This window comes from Thermobacillus composti KWC4 (assembly GCF_000227705.2).
GTDB classification, from domain to species: Bacteria; Bacillota; Bacilli; order Paenibacillales; family Paenibacillaceae; genus Thermobacillus; species Thermobacillus xylanilyticus.
The window spans coordinates 2,868,421-2,888,494 of record NC_019897.1 but is presented as its reverse complement, the minus strand read 5'-3'; the positions used below and the strand labels follow the sequence as shown (position 1 = coordinate 2,888,494).

Annotated in this window: 16 protein-coding genes and 1 pseudogene; 11 read left to right on the top strand and 6 right to left on the bottom strand. The window is 61.4% G+C overall.

Annotation, left to right across the window (positions count from 1 at the left end):
• Positions 1-41: 41 nt before the first annotated feature.
• Complete coding sequence (locus tag THECO_RS13475) at positions 42-842, bottom strand: helix-turn-helix domain-containing protein (protein ID WP_015255603.1); 801 nt, start codon at positions 840-842, stop codon at positions 42-44.
• A gap of 171 nt (positions 843-1,013) precedes the next feature.
• Between THECO_RS13475 and THECO_RS13470 the strand changes: the two genes are divergently transcribed.
• Together THECO_RS13470 and THECO_RS13465 are read left to right on the top strand one after the other, a co-directional pair.
• Positions 1,014-2,498, top strand: a complete 1,485-nt coding sequence (locus THECO_RS13470; protein WP_015255602.1) for an alpha-N-arabinofuranosidase — start codon at positions 1,014-1,016, stop codon at positions 2,496-2,498.
• A gap of 7 nt (positions 2,499-2,505) precedes the next feature.
• Positions 2,506-2,796, top strand: coding sequence for a DUF6171 family protein (locus tag THECO_RS13465; protein WP_015255601.1), 291 nt, complete (start codon positions 2,506-2,508; stop codon positions 2,794-2,796).
• 51 nt (positions 2,797-2,847) lie between these two features.
• Here the strand turns inward: THECO_RS13465 and THECO_RS13460 are convergent, their stop codons facing one another.
• Complete coding sequence (locus THECO_RS13460) at positions 2,848-3,909, bottom strand: HAMP domain-containing sensor histidine kinase (protein WP_015255600.1); 1,062 nt, start codon at positions 3,907-3,909, stop codon at positions 2,848-2,850.
• Positions 3,906-4,578 (bottom strand): annotated as a pseudogene (locus tag THECO_RS13455) (response regulator transcription factor). Before THECO_RS13455 ends, THECO_RS13460 begins: the two are co-directional and overlap by 4 nt.
• A gap of 166 nt (positions 4,579-4,744) precedes the next feature.
• On the opposite strand from THECO_RS13455, the gene THECO_RS13450 reads away from it, so the two are divergent.
• Positions 4,745-5,686, top strand: a complete 942-nt coding sequence (locus tag THECO_RS13450; RefSeq protein WP_015255598.1) for an ABC transporter ATP-binding protein — start codon at positions 4,745-4,747, stop codon at positions 5,684-5,686.
• Positions 5,686-6,384 (top strand): ABC transporter permease, encoded by a 699-nt coding sequence (locus THECO_RS13445; RefSeq protein WP_015255597.1) that lies wholly within the window; start codon positions 5,686-5,688, stop codon positions 6,382-6,384. The genes THECO_RS13450 and THECO_RS13445 overlap by 1 nt, the downstream gene beginning before the upstream one ends.
• Positions 6,385-6,405: 21 nt before the next feature.
• Here the strand turns inward: THECO_RS13445 and THECO_RS13440 are convergent, their stop codons facing one another.
• A complete protein-coding gene (locus tag THECO_RS13440) occupies positions 6,406-7,800 on the bottom strand; it encodes an MFS transporter (RefSeq protein ID WP_015255596.1) in 1,395 nt (464 codons plus the stop codon).
• Positions 7,801-8,535: 735 nt separating this feature from the next.
• Here THECO_RS13440 and THECO_RS13430 point away from each other — a divergent pair.
• The 7 genes from THECO_RS13430 (at position 8,536) to THECO_RS13400 (ending at position 17,729) form a co-directional block, all read left to right on the top strand.
• Positions 8,536-10,152: an extracellular solute-binding protein gene (locus THECO_RS13430; RefSeq protein WP_015255594.1), complete on the top strand. Its 1,617-nt coding sequence runs from the start codon at positions 8,536-8,538 to the stop codon at positions 10,150-10,152.
• A gap of 95 nt (positions 10,153-10,247) precedes the next feature.
• Complete coding sequence (locus tag THECO_RS13425; RefSeq protein WP_015255593.1) at positions 10,248-11,141, top strand: carbohydrate ABC transporter permease; 894 nt, start codon at positions 10,248-10,250, stop codon at positions 11,139-11,141.
• Positions 11,142-11,143: 2 nt separating this feature from the next.
• Positions 11,144-11,971: a carbohydrate ABC transporter permease gene (locus THECO_RS13420; protein WP_015255592.1), complete on the top strand. Its 828-nt coding sequence runs from the start codon at positions 11,144-11,146 to the stop codon at positions 11,969-11,971.
• Between the two features lie 44 nt (positions 11,972-12,015).
• On the top strand, positions 12,016-13,059 hold the full coding sequence (locus THECO_RS13415; protein ID WP_015255591.1) for an NAD(P)-dependent alcohol dehydrogenase: 1,044 nt from the start codon (positions 12,016-12,018) through the stop codon (positions 13,057-13,059).
• Positions 13,060-13,156: 97 nt separating this feature from the next.
• Positions 13,157-14,590, top strand: coding sequence for a PTS transporter subunit EIIC (locus tag THECO_RS13410; protein ID WP_015255590.1), 1,434 nt, complete (start codon positions 13,157-13,159; stop codon positions 14,588-14,590).
• Positions 14,591-14,643: 53 nt separating this feature from the next.
• A complete protein-coding gene (locus THECO_RS13405; RefSeq protein ID WP_015255589.1) occupies positions 14,644-16,731 on the top strand; it encodes a BglG family transcription antiterminator in 2,088 nt (695 codons plus the stop codon).
• 2 nt (positions 16,732-16,733) lie between these two features.
• Positions 16,734-17,729 (top strand): zinc-dependent alcohol dehydrogenase family protein, encoded by a 996-nt coding sequence (locus THECO_RS13400; RefSeq protein ID WP_015255588.1) that lies wholly within the window; start codon positions 16,734-16,736, stop codon positions 17,727-17,729.
• Positions 17,730-17,785: 56 nt separating this feature from the next.
• Here THECO_RS13400 and THECO_RS13395 read toward each other — a convergent pair whose 3' ends face one another.
• Positions 17,786-18,676, bottom strand: a complete 891-nt coding sequence (locus THECO_RS13395) for a DUF6492 family protein (RefSeq protein WP_015255587.1) — start codon at positions 18,674-18,676, stop codon at positions 17,786-17,788.
• Positions 18,657-19,994, bottom strand: a complete 1,338-nt coding sequence (locus tag THECO_RS13390) for a sugar phosphate nucleotidyltransferase (RefSeq protein WP_015255586.1) — start codon at positions 19,992-19,994, stop codon at positions 18,657-18,659. Before THECO_RS13390 ends, THECO_RS13395 begins: the two co-directional genes overlap by 20 nt.
• Positions 19,995-20,074 lie beyond the last annotated feature (80 nt).

The window sequence follows — 20,074 nt, the reverse complement described above, 5'->3', positions numbered from 1 at the left end:
TGTTGCCGTTCCGCGGGCTCAGATTCGTGAGCACCGCCGCGTTACGCCCGGACGGTTGTTTTTGCCCTTCCGGAGCGGAATTCGCCGGGCGTGAGGCCGATGTACTTCTTGAACTGCCGCATGAAGTGGACGTCGTTCTCGTATCCGCACTGTGCGGCGATGTCGCGGATGCTGTCGGACGTGTTTTTCAGCCGGTACATCGCGTATTCGAGCCGGTTGTGGATGATGTCGTTCATGACGGAGATGCCGAACAGTTCTTTGTACAGCTTCTGGAAATAGGACCGGCTCATGTTGACGCGGGCCGCCAGATCGCCGATCGTCCAGGCGACGGACGGGTTGCTGTATATGTCGTTGCGCAGCGACACGAGCAGATCGTAATATTTGCTGACCGGCTTGTTCGGCTCGATCCGGTTGCGGATGTCGCTGAGCTTCATGAGGAGGCAGCGGACGGTCGCGTCGATGATCTCGTCCCGGTACAGCCCGTTCTGGACCAGCGCTTCCTGGATTTCGCTCACTTTCCGCGACACATATACCGGTTCATGCACCTTCATCGGCGTGTCCAGCGGCAGATTCAGTTTCCGGCAGAACGTCTCGACATCCTCGCCGTCAAAATGGAACCAGTCGTGCACCATCGGCTGTTCGATGTCATGGTAGTATTGCCGGCTTCCTTTGCGGTAAATGATGCAGGTGTTCTTGTCCGTCAGGAAGCGCTCTCCCCGCGCTTCGACGCACATGCGGCTGCGGAAGAACAGGAACAGATAATCGCCCGAGCCGTGCGGCCGGTCGATGACGATGCCTTCCGGATGGACGACGTTGTAGCCGCACCGGTTCATCTGGAACATCGCGCCACCGCCTTGAAGACGAAAGATCAGTTATTGATTATGATAGATCATTTCACCAAGGCGATCAAACCTTTACAATGATTAGTGAAGACAAGAGTCGCGGGGATTCGAATATGAGAGTTGCACGGCCCGCGGAAGATAATCTTTCAGCAAAATGAAGGAGCGATGAACGTGGCAAGCCGGGTAGTCGTAAACGCCGACAGGGTGAAGGGCACGATCAACCGCAACATTTACGGCCATTTCTCGGAACATCTCGGGCGATGCATCTACGAAGGGCTGTGGGTCGGAGAAGATTCGCCGATTCCGAATACGAACGGGATCCGAAACGACGTGCTCGAGGCGCTGAAGCAGATGAAAATTCCGGTCCTCCGCTGGCCGGGCGGCTGCTTCGCGGACGAATACCATTGGAAAGACGGCGTCGGCCCGCGGGAGAAGCGGAAGCGGATGGTGAACACGCACTGGGGCGGCGTCATCGAGAACAACCATTTCGGCACCCATGAGTTCATGATGCTGTGCGAGCTGCTCGGCTGCGAACCGTACATCAGCGGCAACGTGGGCAGCGGCACCGTGCAGGAGATGTCCGAATGGGTCGAGTACATTACGTTCGACGGCGAATCGCCGATGGCGAACTGGCGCAGGGAGAACGGACGGGAGAAGCCGTGGCGCATCAAGTACTGGGGCGTCGGCAACGAGAACTGGGGCTGCGGCGGCAACATGCGCGCGGAATATTACGCCGATCTGTACCGCCAGTTCCAGACGTATCTGCGCAACTACGGCGACAACAAGCTGCACAAGATTGCGTGCGGCGCGAACACGGCCGACTACCATTGGACGGAAGTGCTGATGAAGCAGGCCGCGCCGTTCATGCACGGGCTGTCGCTGCACTATTACACCGTTCCGGGCCCCTGGGAGAAGAAAGGACCCGCGACCGGCTTCACGACGGACGAATGGTGGGTCACGCTGAAGAAGGCGCTGTTCATGGACGAGCTCGTCACGAAGCATTCGGCCATCATGGACGTCTACGATCCGGACAAGCGGATCGATCTGATCGTGGACGAATGGGGCACGTGGTATGACGTCGAACCGGGCACGAATCCGGGCTTCCTGTATCAGCAGAACTCGATCCGCGACGCGCTTGTCGCGGGCGCGACGCTGCACATTTTCCACCGCCATTGCGACCGCGTCCGGATGGCGAACATCGCCCAGCTCGTCAACGTGCTGCAATCCGTCATCCTGACGGAGGGCGAGCGGATGCTGCTGACGCCGACCTACCATGTGTTCAACATGTTCAAGGTGCATCAGGATGCGGAACTGCTCGATACATGGGAGTCTGTGGAGCGCACGGGTCCGGAAGGCGAGCTGCCGAAGGTATCGGTCTCCGCTTCCCGCGCGGCGGACGGCAAGATCCACATCAGTCTGTGCAATCTGGACTTCGAGACCGGAGCAAGCGTGGACATCGAGCTGCGCGGCCTGAACGGCGGCGTGAGCGCAACCGGCACGACGCTGACGTCGGACCGCATCGACGGGCACAACACGTTCGACGAGCCCGAGCGGGTGAAACCGGCCCCGTTCCGCGACTTCAAACTCGAGGGCGGGCGCCTGAACGCATCGCTGCCGCCGATGTCCGTGACGGTGCTTGAGCTGACGGCGGGGTGAGCGGCGGATGACGGCGGAACGCCCGTGCAGAGGCTGCAGGTCTGACGCGCACGTGTCGGAAGAACGCATCCGGGCGATGCTCACCGCGCCGATGTTCGCGGAATCAAGCGGGCTGTGCGTGCCGGACGACGTCTATGAGATGCGGCTGGACCTCTGCCGGTCCTGTCCGAAGCTGATTGGCGGCCATACATGCGCGGTCTGCGGCTGCATCGTTCCGATCGTCGCGAAGCTGAAAGACCGCGCCTGCCCGGCTCCCGGCGCGCCGCGCTGGACGCGGTACACGGAAGCGGGAGCTTGAGGCGGGCGGAGAATGAAACGGCACGGGGAACACCCCCGTGCCGTTTGTTCGTCAGCCCGTGCCCAGCGGCAGCCTGACCGTGAACACCGAACCTTGTCCGAGCCGGCTGTCCGCCTCGATCGTCCCTTCGCTCAGGTCGACGATCCGCTTGACGATGGCAAGTCCCAATCCGTTCCCCGTCTTCGAGCGGGACGGGTCGCCCTGGTAAAACTTGTCGAACATGCGCCGCATCGTTTCTTCGCTCATGCCGCAGCCGCTGTCTTCAAGCCGGAAGACGGCTTCCCGGCCATCTCTCCAAAGGGCGATTCGCAGCGTTCCGCCCTCATCGGTAAACTTGATCGCGTTGTCGAGCAGGTTGAGCCATACCTGTTGAAGCAGGTTTTTGTTGCCGACGATATCGACTTTGACCAGCGCAATATCGAGCTTCAGCGCTTTGGCGCTCCACTTCGGCTCCAGCATCAGCATCGCCAGCCGGATCTGCTCGTCCAGACGAAAGACCGTCTTCTCGCGCAAAATTTCGGTGTTCTCCACCTTCGACAAGTTCAGAATGCTGGTTGACAGCTCCACCAACCGCTCGGATTCCTGAATGATGCGATCCAGGTAGTCCTGCCGGTCCGCTTCGCTGAGATTGCCCTGCTTCAACAATTTTGCGAAGCCGCTGATGGAGACGATCGGCGTCTTGAACTCGTGGGAGAAGTTGCGCACGAAATCGCTGCGCAGCGTCTCGATCCCTTGCAGCTCCCGCACCATCTTGTTGAAGCTGGCGGCCAGCTTGTCCAGTTCAAACACGACGCTTCCCTTCACCGTCGCCTGGGCGGAAAAATCGCCTTTGGCCACCCGGTCGGTCGCTTCCATCATGTCGCGGATCGGCTTCACGGACCGCCTGCTCAACAGCGCGGCGATGACAACGCCCATGAAGACGCTGATGTACAGCAGGACGTAAATGCCGCGATACGAATCCGGCTGGTTCAGATCGATCAGCCCGGCCCGCTTCAGCAGGAAGGCGAGCAGGGCGGCCGAAGCGACGGACAGCACCATTACGAGAAAGACGAGGGCGACCAGGGAGAAGGCCAGCGATATTTTTTTCGCCCCGAACCTCCGGATCGATTTCAACTCCGCTTCACCGCTTTGTATCCCAGACCGCGCACCGTCACGATCTCGAAATCGGGATTGTTCCTGAATTTGTCGCGCAGCCGGTTGATGTGAACGTTCAAGGTGTGATCATCCGTCGTGTCCGGTCCCCAAATTTCCTCCAGCAGCTGCAGCCGGGTAAATATTTTGTTCGGATAACTGAGCAGCTTGAACAAGAGGAAAAATTCCTTCTGCGGCAGCGTGATCTCCAGATCTCCCCTCGTTACCGTCAGCGCGTTGTAATCCAGCGTCGTGCCGCCGACGACAATTTTGCGCTCGCTGGCGATCCGCGCCCTGCGCAGCAACGCCTTGATCCGGAGCAGCAGCTCCTGTTCGTCGAACGGCTTCGTCAAATAATCGTCCGTGCCGGCCAGGAAACCGTTGCGCTTGTCCTCGATATCCTGGGCCGCCGTGAGCATCAGGATCGGAATGGTGTCCCCCGCGCCGCGCAATTCCTCGCATAACCGGTACCCGTCCATTCCCGGCATCATCAGGTCCAGCACAATCAGATCGAAGCGGCGCTTCTCCATCAGGTCCAGCGCCTCCAGTCCGTTCGCGGCCACATGAGTCCTGTAGCCTCCCCGCTCAAGCACGGCGCAGAGCAGCCTTCCGGGTATTGGCATCGTCTTCGACCACCAACAGATCGATCACCGCATCTCCCCCACTTCGGTTTGATCTGCCCTTACTATACGATCCCCACATCAACCGAAGATCAACGAGCTTCCAGACCGCGGGTTGAGATTCGGTTGAGATGCGTCGGTTAAAGTACAAGCTGATTCCATTTTGAAAAAAGTCTGCAGCAAGGGTGGTTCGAGAAATGAGAGACGGAAAAGCCGGCGCCATCGCCATCCGAATGGACCGGGTGAGCAAAAAATTCGGCGATTACTACGCCGTGCGCGACTTGTCGCTTGAATTGAAAAAGGGAGAAATCATCGGCTTTCTCGGCTTGAACGGAGCCGGCAAGACGACGACGATCCGGATGCTCCTGTCGCTGCTCAAGCCTACCGACGGCAGCATTCATCTGCTGGGAAGCAAGGTCGACTCCGGCAACTACAAGCTGTGGGAGAAGGTGGGCTACCTGGAGGAATCCTCCTATTATCCGGAGCTCACCGTGGCGGAGAATCTGGACATCGCGCGAAGAATGCATCGGATTGCCGACCGGGAGGCCGTCGACCGGGTCATCCGGAAGCTCGACCTGGACGCGTACCGGAACAAGAAAGCCAAAAATCTTTCGCTCGGGAACCGGCAGCGGCTCGGACTGGCGAAAGCGATCATTCACAACCCCGAACTGTTGATTCTGGACGAACCGGTCAACGGGCTCGACCCGGCCAGCGTCGTCGAAATCCGGGAACTGCTGCTGGATCTGTCCCGCAACGACGGCGTTACGATCTTCCTCTCCAGCCATCTCCTGGAGGAGTTGTCCAAGCTGGTCGACCGCGTCGTGATCATGCATAAAGGGCGGCTCGTCCGGAATCTGACGATGGACGAGCTGGAACGCTCGCTGCAGAAGAAGCTGGTGGTGGGCGGACGCGACTTGGCCGCCATGAAGCGCGTTCTCGCGGAGCACGGGTTTGCCTGTGCGGACACGGAAGACGACCGGCTGGAGCTTGCGGAAGACCGCGCGCTGGATCGTCCCGAACAGATCGCGGAGCTGCTCGTGCGCGCGAAACAACCGCCGACGCATCTCAGCGTCGTCACGGAAAATCTGGAAAGCTATTTTCTGCGGACCATTCGTACGGCAGGGAGGACGGATGCATAATGCTGCATGCTTTCATTCGCAACGAGACGCTCAAAGTCAGGCGATCGGTCGTGTTCTGGGTCGTGGCCGCGGTGTTTGCGGCGCTGCCCCTGCTGATCGGGCTCCTCAAGCAGCCGGGATTGGATTGGGGAACCGATTATTCGAATGTCCTGGACTCCATCGCTTCCCTGCTGGTGGTGGGCTTCTCTTTCACATCGGCATGGGTGTTCGGACGGGAGTACACGGACCGAACGATCAAGGATCTGCTCGTCAAGCCGATTCCCGAATCGTACAGCGTGCTGTCGAAGTTCATCGTGACCGCGATGTGGAATATCCTGATCGCCCTGTTTACGTTCGCGATGATTACGGCCGCCGGTGCGGTCAATGGCGCGCACGGCGGGTCGGCCGACACCTTCCTCCGGGTCTTCGGGACCTACATGACGGCAGCGCTGTTCATTATGGCCGTCAGCTCGACGAGCGCCTTGATCGCCAATCTCACGAAAGGGTATCTGGCCCCGATCGGGGTGATCTTCGTCATCATCATCGTGTCCAACGCCGTAGTCCAGTTCGGATTCGGGCCGTATTTTCCGTGGACCATCCCGGTCCTTCTGGCCAAAGGCGCGGACATCGGCTTCGTCAGCGTCATGATTCTCGCGCTCACCGCGATCGCCGGTTTTGCTGGAACCGTCGCCTGGTGGAGATATGCGGAGCACAAGTAAGCGGCGGTTCGCCAACCGGCGTCAGAGCCTGGCGGCGGGCCGTTCCGGCTGCACCGCCGGCTTCGGCCGGCGCTCCAGCCGGACATACGCCAGCAGGCCGGTCATCGCGATCAACAGCGCGAGCAGCAGGTAGACCGCGCCGTAAGTCGACGGTTGGACCAGCGCAAAGGCGTTCAGGCCGCTCAGATCGAACTCGATCAGCTTGCTGACGATGGCGCCGCTGATTGCGCCCGACAGGAAGTTGACCAGGTTGTACATGCCCATGCCGACGCCGGACTGTTCCCGCGGGAGCGTGGACGACACCGACTTCGCCATCGCCGTCTGCACGAACGTGAACGGCGCGTTGATCAGCGGCAGGAGGAGCGCGATGACCCAGGCGTCCGCGGCGGACAGCAGCGAGAGCGCCAGCATGCCGGCGCCGATGAAGCCGAGCGCGACGAAGAGCGCGAACCGGGTGCCGCGCCGGTCGACGAGGCCGCCGCCGAACCGGCCGAGCAGCGCCGCCGACATCGCGCCCGGGAACAGGACGAAGCCGATGGCCTGCGCGTCCAGTCCGTGGCCATCCGGGTTGCCGAGCATCATCGGCGTCATCAGGAACAGGCCGAAGACCGCGAACAAGGCGGAGAAACTGACGATCAGCCCGCAGGTGTAATCCGCGTTGCGGAAAAGCGAAAGCTGGACGAAAGGATGCGGCGCCTTCCGCGAACGGATGACGAACAGCGCGGCGAGCGCGGCCGATCCGAGCAGATACCAGCCGTTCCACTGCGTGACGGACAGCATGAGCAGCGTGACCGCGGCGCCGAGCAGACCAGCGCCGTACCAGTCGACCTGCCCGCCGTCCCTCACCGGCTCATCGGGCAGGGCGCGGCGGATGAACGGCAACGCCACGGGCGCCAGCAGCGAGACGAGGAACATGCCCGACCAATGGAACTGGCCGGCGATGAATCCGCCGACGATCGGTCCGATCCCCGCCGAGAAGGCGAGCGTCGACGCGATCGTGCCCATGACGCGGCCGCGGCGCTCCGGCGGGTAGAAGCGGATCGGGATGAGCATGACCAGCGCCGGGACACAGGAAGCGCCCGCCGCCTGAATAACGCGCGCGGTGAGCAGCATCGCATAGCTGTCGGCAAACACGCCGATGGCGGAACCCGAGGCGAACGCAAGCAGGCCGACCGTGATGAGCCGCTTGAGCGGCAGCCGGTCGGCCAGTTTGCCGAACAGGAGCGAGCCCAGCGCGTACAGGACGGAATAGATGGTTGCGACCCAGCTTACGGCCGACGACGGGAGCCGGAACTCGCCGGCGATGGAAGGCAGGGCAACGTTGAACATGGTGGCGTTCATGACCGAGAAGAACAGCACGAAGCTCAGGGCATAGACCAGACGGCCGGACGACGGGGCGGATGCCGTTCGATTCATCAGGATTCTCCTTTCATTTCGGGGGCTTCCGGTTCGCCTTCGGCTCGAACTTCAGGCACGGCTGCCCGGAAGACGAATAGACCACGGCGCTCGGCATCATATGGGTTTTGAACTCATAGGCTCTGCAGCCGCGGGGGAAATCGGGATCCCAGGTGACGAAATAGTGGCGGCACTGAAAGCAATTGATTTTTCTGTCCACGGACAAGGACGACCGCTCCTTTCCGCTCCCTTTCCTTCGCTATTGTAGTGCCCCCTGAAAAAATATAATTTTGTAAACTCAATATGACTTCTACATCAATATGTTGGTTCTATCAAAAAAAACTTACACTACATGTCGTGTCATATGAATGATCAGTTTTTAGAAAACTGAATTTTTCAGGGGAAACTATTGTAAATCAACCCGATCCGCGAGACAAACATTTGTTCCGTTTGCGAGCACAATGACAAGAACAAATGTTCCCGAAATCATTGAACAATCTATCCAACAAATGGTATCCTTGTATTATCGTGAGATCTGCAATGGTGAAGGGGAGTGCCGAATGGAACGGGGCTGCAGGTACCATCCGGCGGCTTCTTCATTTTTGTCACAAATTCGCCATGCCACGATGCCAGGAAGTTTAGATAGAATCCCCTCATCCGGCTGAACTATAATGAACGCGGAGAGGTTCCCGGCCGGGGTTCCTTCACAAACGCAGGCATCATCAGCCGGCGGAACGCGCATTCGGGGGGATACAGTTGAACAGATCATGGGTGACCAAGCTGATCGTGCTGGCCATTGCAAGCGTTCTCGTGCTGAGCGCTTGTTCGTCCGGCGGGAACAAGCCGGGATCCGGATCGAATTCCGGCAGCTCTCAAAACGCGACAAATGTAAACGGTAACAATTCCGGAGACTCCGGTCAATCGGGCAATGCGGGCAATGCGGGCGGCCAGCCGTCCGGCGCGGCCGACAGCTCCGATCCGTTCGGCGGCTGGGTGGAAGGCTTGCCGAAGATCGAAGCTCCGGAAGGATTCGATTGGAAACAATTTGAAGGCGTCACGCTCAACGTCATCACCGAGAACACGCCGCCTTCCTCCGGGCTTGCCGCCAATATCGAAGTGTTCGAGCAGGCGACCGGCATCAAGGTCAACATCGAGCAGGTCAACCTGGACATCGTGGTGGAGAAGGCGGGCCTGGATTTCAACGCCCGCAACAGCAACTACCAAATCATCTATGCCGATCCGTACCAGATTCTGTCGAAGCAAGCCAAACATTTCGTCGACCTGAACACGCTGAACAACGATCCGACGCTGCCGTCCATTCCGGGAGGACTCGAGGACTTCATCCAGTCGCAGCTGCTGGTCGGCGGCTACATGGGCGACAAGGAGCATCTGTACGCTCTGCCCTATGACAACCCGACGATGGTGCTCGCCTACCGCAAGGACGTCTTCGAGAAGTACAAGGATCTGTTCATGCAGGAGAAGGGCTACGACTGGACGCCTGGGCCTGACATGACGTGGGACCAATACTACGAAGTCGCGCTCTGGATCAACGAGAAAGCCAAGGCGGGCGTCATTTCGGAAGTCAAATACGGCACCGGTCACCAGGCGAAACAGCACGACTCGCTCATGAACGACTTCAGCAACGTGCTGGCCGCCTACGGCGGAGATTATTTCGAAGCGGAAAATCTCGGCGACATCGGCACGGAGAATCCCGGCAAATCGCTGCTCACATCGCCGGAAGCGATTGAAGCGGCCGAATTCTACAACGAGCTGCTCAAGATCGCGGCGCCGGGCAGCACGACCTGGGACTGGAACGGTCTGGCCGAAGCGTTCGCCGCCGGGGAAATCGCGATGATTCCGGAGTGGCACGAATTCGCAGGCATGTTCGAAAATCCGGAATTGTCGAAAGTGGCGGGCAAGGTCGGCTGGACGATCCTGCCGAAAGGCCCGAAAGGCCGCGGCAACATGTACGGCGGCACGAGCATCGGCATCAACAAATATGCGAGCGACAAAGAGATCAAGGCGGCATGGCTCTTCCTGATCTGGGCGACGGCGCCGCAGACGCAATATATGATTCTCGACGCCGGCTTCACGCCCACGCGCTACTCCGTCTATCAATTGCCGTACATCCAGAAGGCGATGAACGATCCGGAATCGCAGGAAGCCAAGGAATGGCCGCTCGCCTCCTCGCTGATCGCCGCGCAGGAAGCGTGGAAGGAAGGCAATGTTTACATGCGCCCGAAAATTCCGATGTGGCCGCAGATCGACACGATCATCTACACCGAGCTTTCGAAGATGCTGGCCGGCCGTCAATCGCCGGCGGACACGATGAAAGAAATCGCAAAACAAAGCGACAGGCTAACCGGCAACTGACGGACAAGGACAAAGCGGGTTTGCCGATGGTGCGGCATGCCCGCTTTCATGCCTTCTTTCCCGTCGGCCGGAATGAATCGGCAAGGAGGCTTACCATGCAACAGGCTGCAAGCCGGCCGCTCATGCGAAAACCAAAGCGGAATCGCACGGAATTCTGGATGCTGCTGCCATCGATTGTCGTGCTGGCGGCGATCAGCATTTTCCCGTTCTTCTTCATGGTCTATGCGAGCTTCATGGACTATTCGCTGGATATGGACCGCCCCCGCTTCGCCGGATTCGGCAATTGGGCGGACACGCTTACGGACCCGGCGTTCTGGCAGTCGTGGGGCCGGACGCTCGTCTATGCCGGCGGCGGCCTGCTCGCCCAGCTCGTGCTCGGCTGCGCGATCGCGCTGCTGCTGTACCATATCCCGCGGTTCCGCAACCTGTTCTCGACCCTGTTCATGCTGCCGCTCTTCGTGGCGCCGATCGTCACCGGTCTCTTGTGGCGGTTTCTGCTCGATCCGACCTACGGGCTGTACCATTGGGTGCTGAACACGTTCGGCCTGGACATCCAGGTGCTGGGCGACCCGTCCTACGCGATGTTCGCCGTCATTCTGATGGACGTCTGGGAATGGACGCCGCTCATTACGATCATCGTGCTGGCCGGACTCCAGACCGTGCCGGAAGAACCGCTGGAAGCCGCCGATGTGGACGGCGCGAATTCCTGGCAGAAGATCCGCTATATCCTGCTGCCGATGGTCCGGCGGATGATCGTGGTGGCGCTGCTCGTCCGCTCGATGGACATTCTGCGCTACGTCGATACGATCGTCATCACGACCGAAGGCGGACCGGCCGATGCGACGAAGACGATCGGCTATTACCTGATGCAGGTGGCGTTCCGCTTTCAGGACATCGGCGGGGCGGCTTCCGTCGGCCTGACGATGCTGCTGGCCAGCATCCTGATGGGGCGGTTCTTCATCAAAGTCTTGAGAAGCGAGGAAGCCTGAAGATGCAACACCGACAGAAACTGCTGCACGCCGTGCTTTATGCGCTGATGACGCTCAGTCTCCTGTGGGCGCTTGTCCCGATTCTTCACATGATCCTGTCTTCGATGAAGACGCAGGTCAACATGTTCGAAATGCCGCCCAGACTTTTCTTCACGCCGACGTTCGACGTGTATGAAGAAATGTTCTTCGGCAGAGGCGATTTCCCGCAGTTTCTGCGGAACAGTCTTGTCGTGTCGGTGGTGACCACCGCCTTGTGCCTGCTGCTCGGCGTCATGGGAGGGTTCGGTCTCGCGCGCGGCAATTTCAGGTGGGAGAAGGACGTCTCGTTCTGGGTGATCAGCACGCGGATGGCGCCGATTCCGGCCGTCATTCTGCCGCTGTACCTGATCTTCTCCAAACTGAATCTGATCGGCACGACGACGGGGCTGGTGCTGGCCTACACGACCTTCAACCTGCCGTTCGCGCTGTGGATGATGTCCACATTCTTCAAGGATGTGCCGGCCGATCTGGAGGAGGCGGCCATGATCGACGGCTGCGGCAAGTTCCGCGCCTTCTGGCGCGTCGTCGTGCCCGCCGCGGCGCCCGGCATCGTCGCCACCGCCGTGCTCTGCCTCATGTTCTCGTGGAACGATTATCTGTTCGCTTCGATCTTCACCGGCCGCGGCACGCAGACCGTCCCGATCGCCGCGTCGCTGCTCGTCTCGCAGTCCGGCATCAAATGGGGCCAGGCGATGGCGACCGGCACCGTCATCATCATGCCGATGCTGATCTGCGGGCTGCTCGTGCGAAAATATATGGTCCGCGGTCTTTCCATGGGCGCCGTGAAGTGATTGAATGGAATCAGGGACAAATGACGATGGGAGGAGACTGATCCATGCAGGGGAAAATGAAAGCAGCGGTACTGACCAAGCCGGGGCACATCGAAATTCAGGAGCTGGACATTCCGACGCCCGGTCCGGACGAGGCGCTCGTCCGGGTGCGGGCCGTCGGACTGTGCGGTTCCGACGTCCACTATTATGAGCACGGCAAAATCGGTCCTTACGTCGTGACGAAGCCGATCATTCTCGGGCACGAGGCGGCCGGCGAAGTCGTCGCCGTGGGCAGCGAAGTGCGCCATCTGAAGGCGGGGCAGCGGGTGACGATCGAGCCGGGCGTTACCTGCGGCCGGTGTGAATATTGCAAGTCGGGCCGGTACAACCTGTGCCCGGACGTCCGCTTCCTGGCGACGCCGCCGTATGACGGCGCATTCTGCGAGTATATCGCGATCCGCGCGGATTTCCTGTATCCGATTCCGGATTCGATGTCTTACGAGAAAGCGGCGCTGATCGAACCGCTCTCCGTCGGGCTGCATGCGGTCAGCCGCGGCGGACTGAAGACCGGGGAGACGGTGGTCATCATGGGGATGGGCCCCATCGGCATGATGACGCTGCTCGCCGCCAAGGCGGCCGGCGCGGGCCGGGTCATCGGCGTCGACCTCGAACGTTTCCGGCTGGAGCGGGCGCTGCAGATGGGCGCCGACGGCGTCGTCAATCTGCGCGAAGAAGACGGCATGGAAGCGATTCTCCGTCTGACCGGCGGACGGAAGGCGGATCTGGCGATCGAGACCGCCGGCAACGGCAAGGCGGCCCAGGCTTCGCTGCAAGCGGTGCGCCGAGGCGGCAGAGTTGTGCTCGTCGGTCTGCCGCAAGAAGAAGCGACGCCGCTCAATATTCCGTATATCGTCGACAACGAGATCGATATCCGCGGCGTCTTCCGCTACCACAACACGTATCCGACGGGTGTGGCCGTCATGTCGGCGGAGAACCTGAATCTGGATCCGATCGTAACGGACCGCATGACGCTCGACGAGACGCCGAAGGCGTTCGAGAAAGCGATCAAGGAGAAACACAGCACGCTGAAAATCGTCATCGAGCCTTGAGGAGCGGCGGTGGAAGCGGCCTGCGGCGGTCCGGCCGGCAAACAGCGCATCGTCTTCCGGCAGGCGGTGATGACGTTCAAGAGAGCGGTGACCCATCATGTACAAGTTCGGCAGACTGCTCAGCGCCATCGTATCCCAGAATATCGTCATCATCATCGCGATCGGATTGATCCGGGCGATGTTCGGCGTGTACGGCTGGTTTCCCAACGACAACGTCAATCTCCTGGCCGGTCCGCTCCTGAACTGGCTGGTGCCCGTGCTGTTCGGCTATACGGGCGGACATCTGCTGGGCGGCAAACGGGGCGGTACCGCGGCGGCCATCGTCGTTTTCGGACTGGCGCTGGCCAGCAATGTCTCGATGATTTTCATCGCGATGTTGGTTGGGCCGGTCATCGGCTGGGCGGTGAACCGGATCGAACGCGCGCTGGAGCATCGGCTGCCGTCGGGCTATGAACTCCTGACCGCCAACTTCATCTTTGCCGTGCTTGCCGGCGGGCTCGCCGTCACCTGCTTTCTCTATGTCGGCCAGTTCTTCTCCAGCATCATCCTGAAGCTGAACGGACTGATTCTGCAGGTCGCCTATTCCGGATGGCTGCCGGCCGCCGCCGCCGTCATCGAACCGGCCAAGGTGCTGTTCCTGAACAACATGATGAGTTACGGCATTCTCGGCCCGATCGGCATTTCCCAGATCAAGGATTTGAGCAAGTCGATTTTCTTCCTGCTCGAATCGAATCCCGGTCCGGCGATCGGCATGCTTGTGGCTTACATCATCCGGCTGCGGGGGCAGGTGCGGCGCAACGCGGCTTCTTCGCTTGCCATCCATGCGCTGGGCGGCATTCACGAAGTCTATTTTCCGTATGTGCTGATGAAGCCGCAGCTGCTCATCGCGCTCATTCTCGGCAACATGTCCGGCATCTGGGTCTTCCAATATTGGAACGCCGGACTGGTGTCCATTCCGTCGCCGGCCAGTCTGTTCCTCGTGATCGGCCTGGCACCGCCCGGCGACATTTTCTATGTGATGCTGGGGATTGCCGTCTCCGCGGTTGTATCGCTGGCGGTGTCGCTCGTCGTCATCGGTTCGGCGGACGATCTGAAGGAGCGGAATGTAAGCAGCAAAGAACATGAACTGATCCGGCGGCTTGAGCATGTCGGGCAGTGGGGAGAAGTCAGCCCGGTGCTGCGCAATCCGCTGGCGTCCCGGCCCCCGGAGAAGCCGGCGCCGGACATCGGCGAAGAAGGCGGGACGTTCACCGTCTGCTTCGCCTGCGACGCCGGACTCGGTTCGAGCGCCATGGGGGCCGCCATTCTGCGCAAGAAATTGCGCGCGCTTCCATTCGGCGAGCGGGTGGCGGTCGTGCATGCTTCGCTTGACCAGATTCCGGACAACGCGGATCTGATCGTGACGCATCACTATCTGCTGGGCCGGGCGAAACAGAGCGCTCCCGGCCGGGAATACCTGTCGATCGGCAACTACACCGACCCTGCCGCCTACGAGGCGATTTTGCAGAAAATTCGCTCCATTACGAAGTGACGGATCCGAAACGGTGCGCGCTGTGCGGAAGAACCGGGTGCGGAGGTGGGGACATGATGAACATCAAGCTGACGATGAGACAGGTGCAGATCTTGCGCTACTTTCTTGAACACGACGATTTCACCAGTCCGCAGCCCCTGGCAGACCGGCTGGGCGTCAGTCTGCGTACGCTCCAGCGCGAGCTTGCCGAGCTGGATCTGTATCTCGACCGATTCGGCATCCGGTTCCGGAAGAAATTCGGCCGCGGCATGAAACTGCACGGCGATGAAGCGGCGCTTGCCGAGTTGGCCGGGCAGCTGCGCCGCCAGGCTGATGCCGCGCCGGATTACACGGCGGAAGAAAGGCAGGCCGTCATCAAGCACATGCTGCTCTCCGGCAAGGAACCGGTCAAGCTGTATGCGCTCGGCAAGGCGCTCCATGTCGCGGAATCGACGGTGAGCTACGATCTTCAGAAGATTGAGCCGTGGCTTGCGAAATACGGCATCCGGCTGCATCGCAGGCCGGGGCTGGGCGTCTACATCGAAGGCACGGAGAAACAGATTCGCGCCGCCCTGGCCGACCTGCTGTACGAGAACGTCACCCAGGAACAATTGATGACGCTGATCTACGGCCGCGAGGAAGCCCGCCGGGAGAAACTGCGGGATGAAATCCGCAGCCGGCTGCTGAACTTTATCGACCCGGCCTGGCTGCTGAAGATCGAGCAGGTCATCCAGCAGATGGAGCAGAAGCGCGGCTATCCGATGGCGGACAACGCCTATGTCGGGTTCGTCGTGCATCTGGCGCTGGCCGCGCAGCGGCTGAAGAACCGGGAAGAAATTACGATTGAACGGGAAATTCTGGAGCGGCTCAAGGCAACGCCCGAGTTCGGTCTGGCCTCCGAACTGGCGGACCGGCTCAGCGAGAAGCTGGAGCTTGCGTTTCCCGAGAGCGAGATCGGCTACATCACCATGCATCTTCTCGGCGCGCGCTCGAACAATGTGATGAGCAGCGATTACGATTATTCCGTGCTCGAAGATTACACGAAGCGCATGATCTCCGTCATGGAGCAGGAACTCCGGCTGGAACTCGGCAGCGACGACCGGCTGGCGGACAATCTGACGACGCATTTGCGGTCGGCGGTCAAACGGATCGAGCTCGGCATGCCGGTGCGCAATCCGCTGCTCCAGCATGTGAAGACGGAGTATCCGGATATTTTCGAGGCGACCCGGAAGGCGTCGCGTTGTCTGGAACAGGCGCTCGGCAAACCGGTGCCGGAAGAAGAGATCGGCTATCTGGCGATGCATTTCGGCACGGCGATTCTGAACCGGCAGGAGACCGGCAGGGAGAAGTACCGGGTGCTGCTCGTCTGTTCCAGCGGAATCGGCACTTCGCAGCTCTTGCAGGCGCAGATCAAGCTGAAGCTTCCGTCGCTGCACGTGGTGGACACTGTTTCGCTCATGCAGCTCGACGATTGGCTGCGCGACCATCCGCCGGTCGATCTTGTGCTGACGACGCTGCCGATTCAGATGGAGCAGGTTGACGCGTTCACCGTCAGCCCGTTCCTCACGGATGATGAAATCGCCCGGATTCAGGAGCGGCTGGAACAGATCAGAACGCAGAAGCAAGGAGCCCATAAGCCGGCGTTGGATCGGGCGAGCGTCGCCAGGACGGTGGACCGGGTGGAGCGGTACGGCAAAGCGTTGGCCGGGTTGATCCGCAATCTCGAAGTCGTCGACCGGTTTGAAGCCGATGACAAGCAGCATCTGGTCGACCGGATCATCGCATATGCGGGGGAGAACTTCTCCGTCTCCGACCCGGACCTCCTGAAGCGCGACCTGGAGAACCGCGAGCGGCTCGGGCCGCTGCTGATGGAGCCGGAACGGCTGGCGATGCTGCATTGCCGGAGCGAAGGCATTGACGAGATGGCGATCTGCCTGTTCCGCCTCGGGCGCGAAGTGAACTGGGACATCGAAGGCCGACCGGCACTGGTGCGGACGGTGTTGACGATGCTCGGTCCGCTGCACGGTCCGAAGGAAAACTTCGAACTTGCCAGCGAGATCAGCATGTCGCTCATCGAGGAGCCGTTCATCCGCAGTCTGACGCACGGCAGTCCGGGCGAAGCGAAGGAAGCGATGCAATTCGTGCCGAGAACGGGAGGATGATCATGAAGGCGCTCGTCATTGAAAAACCGAACCATGCCGTCATCAAAGAAGTACCGTATCCCGAGCCCGGCCCCGGCGAACTTGCGGTGAAGGTGGAGCGGGTCGGCATCTGCGGCACCGATTTCCATATCTTTGCCGGCACGTTCCTGTCCCCGTACCCGCTCATTCCCGGCCATGAATTTTCCGGTGTCGTCGACAAGGTGGGCGAAGGGGTCGAGGGTTTTGTTCCCGGCGACCGGGTGACGGCCGATCCGACCCTGCTGTGCGGCGAATGCGAATATTGCCTGACCCGCCGCGGCAACCAATGCCTGAAATGGGGAGCGCTGGGCGACACGACCGACGGCGCCATGGCCGAATATGTGAAGCTTCCCGCCCGGAACGCGGTGAAAATTCCCGATACGATGAGTTTTGCGGAGGCGGCGTTCGTCGAACCGGTGGCCTGCGTCGTGCACGGCATGAACCGGCTCGATCTGAAGATGGGCGATCGGGTCATCCTGTTCGGCGCCGGCGCCATGGGCTTGCAGCTCGTGCAGGCGATCGCCGCGGCCGGCGCTTCCGAGCTCGTCGTCGTCGACGTATCCCCGAACAAGCTGCAGCTCGCGCTGGGGCTGGGCGCGACGCGGGGCGTGCTCAGCGGGGAGCTGAAGCCGGAAGACTTCCCGCGCGGGTTCGACGCCGTCGTCGACGCCACCGGCGTACCGGCCGTCATCGAGCGGGCGCTGGGCTTCCTGGGGCCGGCGGGCAAGTTCCTGCAGTTCGGCGTGGCGCCGCAGAACGCGGAAATCCGCATCAATCCGTTCAAACTGTACCACAAGGACTGGACGCTCATCGGCTCCATGGCGATCAATCATACGTTCCTGCCCGCGTTCCGCTGGGTGAAGGAGAAGCGGATCAAGCTGGAGCCGCTCGTCTCGAAAGTGATCACGCTCGAGGAAACGCCGGATTTTCTGGCCAGACCGAAGGATCCCGATCTGCTCAAAGTGCAGATTCAAATCTGACCGCATGGAAAAAGCAGCCTGCGCGGTTCGCACATGCGTGCCGCACGGGCTGCTTCTCATTTGGATGCGCGCCGCCTGCGGGACTTGAGCGGGCGTTTTTTCCGCGCGATTCGGCGCTGCCCCCGGGAGTAGACGCCGCGCTTGTGGAACGAGAGCGAGCGGTAATTCCGCGCATACCGTCGCCTCTCGGCCGGCGTGAGGGAGGAGGCGCCGCGGCGGAGATGCAGGTTGCGGGCGGGGAGCAGTTTGACGGCGGACGGATTTTCGCCGTACACCATGTTGCCGTACGTCTCGTACTCGGAGAATCCGAAGTTGCGCGTCCGGTCGATGCTGTCGATGATCGCCCGGTACCACGGCTTGCCGTGCCGCGCTTCGAGCATGGCTTTGAACCGGTAGAGCTTGTGCCGGTCGAACAGCATGTAGTGCGCGACGAACGACACTTTCGCTTTCCGGCGGCGTCCCGTCAGCCTGCGGTACGTCCGGAAATATTCGGGCTGGCTCCAGCGCCGGTAATAGAAGACGGTCTTGCCGTCGATCCGGAACCGGTGCGGACGGATCAGCACCGTGTCGGCGTCCATGACGAGGAAATGCCGCCGGCGGACGAGACGGTCGCCGCTCAGCTTGAGCAGCTGCTGATAGAGCCATCCGGACCGCTCCCACCGCTTCGACCGGTAGCGGATCCGGCTTTTCGGCAGCGGCTCGATCAGCCGCTCGTTCACGAAGACGCACCCTTTGCGCGCGCAGATTGCGCGGATCCGCGGGCTGTCCGGCGATACGACATAGATCGTGCCGATCGGATGCCGGACCATGCTCCGGATACTGTCGATCGTGTGCGGCAGCGTGCCGGCATCTTTGTCGACGGCCGGAATGAGCACGTCGATCGGTTCGCCTGAACCCGAAATATGGACAAGGCCGGCAGTCATAAGCTCACCCCGGTTCGTTCGCATCGTCTTGCTCCAGCATATGCGCCGGCTCGCCGTTGTGCACTTCGATCAGCTCCATGCCGGAATCGGTTTGGAGGGCATAGCGTTCGCCGCGCGCCAGGAGGACCGTTTCCCCCCGGCGGAGCGGCTTGAGGCTCCCGTCCAGCCGCAGCAGCGTCCCTTCGCCCGACAGCACCGTGATCAGGGTATCGCCGCCGGGTTCTTCCGGCATCTGCCGGACCGCGCCCGGGGTCAAGGACGCCAGCGCGATCGTCCGCCCGCCGCTGTCCGGGGCGTCCGCATGGATGACGCGCCGGACGCCCCAGGCGTATTCGCCGTACATCGGGCGTCCGGCGTGCGGGGGAAGGTCCCGCACCCGGCTGCTCTGCGACTTGCCCAAGACGAGGATGCCGTCCGGACCGGCGGCCGCGATGATGCCGCTTACGCCGATGACATGGATCGGGATATGCAGTTCGTTGACGATGTGCGAGCCGCGCGCATCGCCGATGATCGCGCCCGGACCGACGACGGACGTCCCGAGATGGTCGGACAGGGAAGACCAGCTCCCGAGATCGCGCCACAGGCCGTCGTGCCGGAGGACGATCGCCTCCGGCTCGCGTTCGGCGATCTCCCGGTCGAAGCAGTCCGCTTCCCGCCGTCCGTACAGCTCCTGCAGGCTGCCGTAGTCGGCGGGCAGTTCCCGTTCCGCCATCGAGGCGAGCAGGTACTTCAGCCGGAACGCGAACACGCCGCAGTTCCAGAGCGCGCCGTCCCGAATCAGCTTCTCCGCATCCGACGCGGCGGGTTTCTCGGCGAATCGCCGCACGGCGGCATGGCCGCCGGACGGCACGGCGCCCTCCGGCACGATGTAGCCGAACTGATCGGACGGATGCGAGGGAACGGTGCCGATCAGGGCGAGCTTCGCCCCCGTCTGCTCCAGCGCGTCGGGAAGCCGGGCGATCGTCCGGAAGAACGTTTCGTCCACGAGCGGATCGGCAGGCATGACGCAGACGATCTCGTCCGGGTCCGCGGACAGCACCGAATGGAGATAGGCAGCGGCAAGCGCCGCCGCCATGTAGGTGCCGCGCCGCCCGGGCTCGGGAATGACCAGCCCGCTTCCGCCGATCCGGCGCCGCAGCAGGGCCGTCTGGTCGCGGCGGATGACGAACAGGGCGGACGACAGCATGCCCGCTTCTTCCAATTGCCGGCACAGCCGCCGGACCATCGATTCCCGTCCCCCTCCGGGAGCGGGCAGCAGGTCGAGAAACAGCTTCGAGCGGATATCATTTGAAAGCGGCCGCAGCCGGGTGCCGGAACCGCCGCACAACAGGACAAGTCGCATCCTCGCATGCCTCCCGGATCCATTCGTTCGAGCGTCTCGACTATCCTATGTGGTTCGGGGCGCGATGTCCGGGCGGAAGC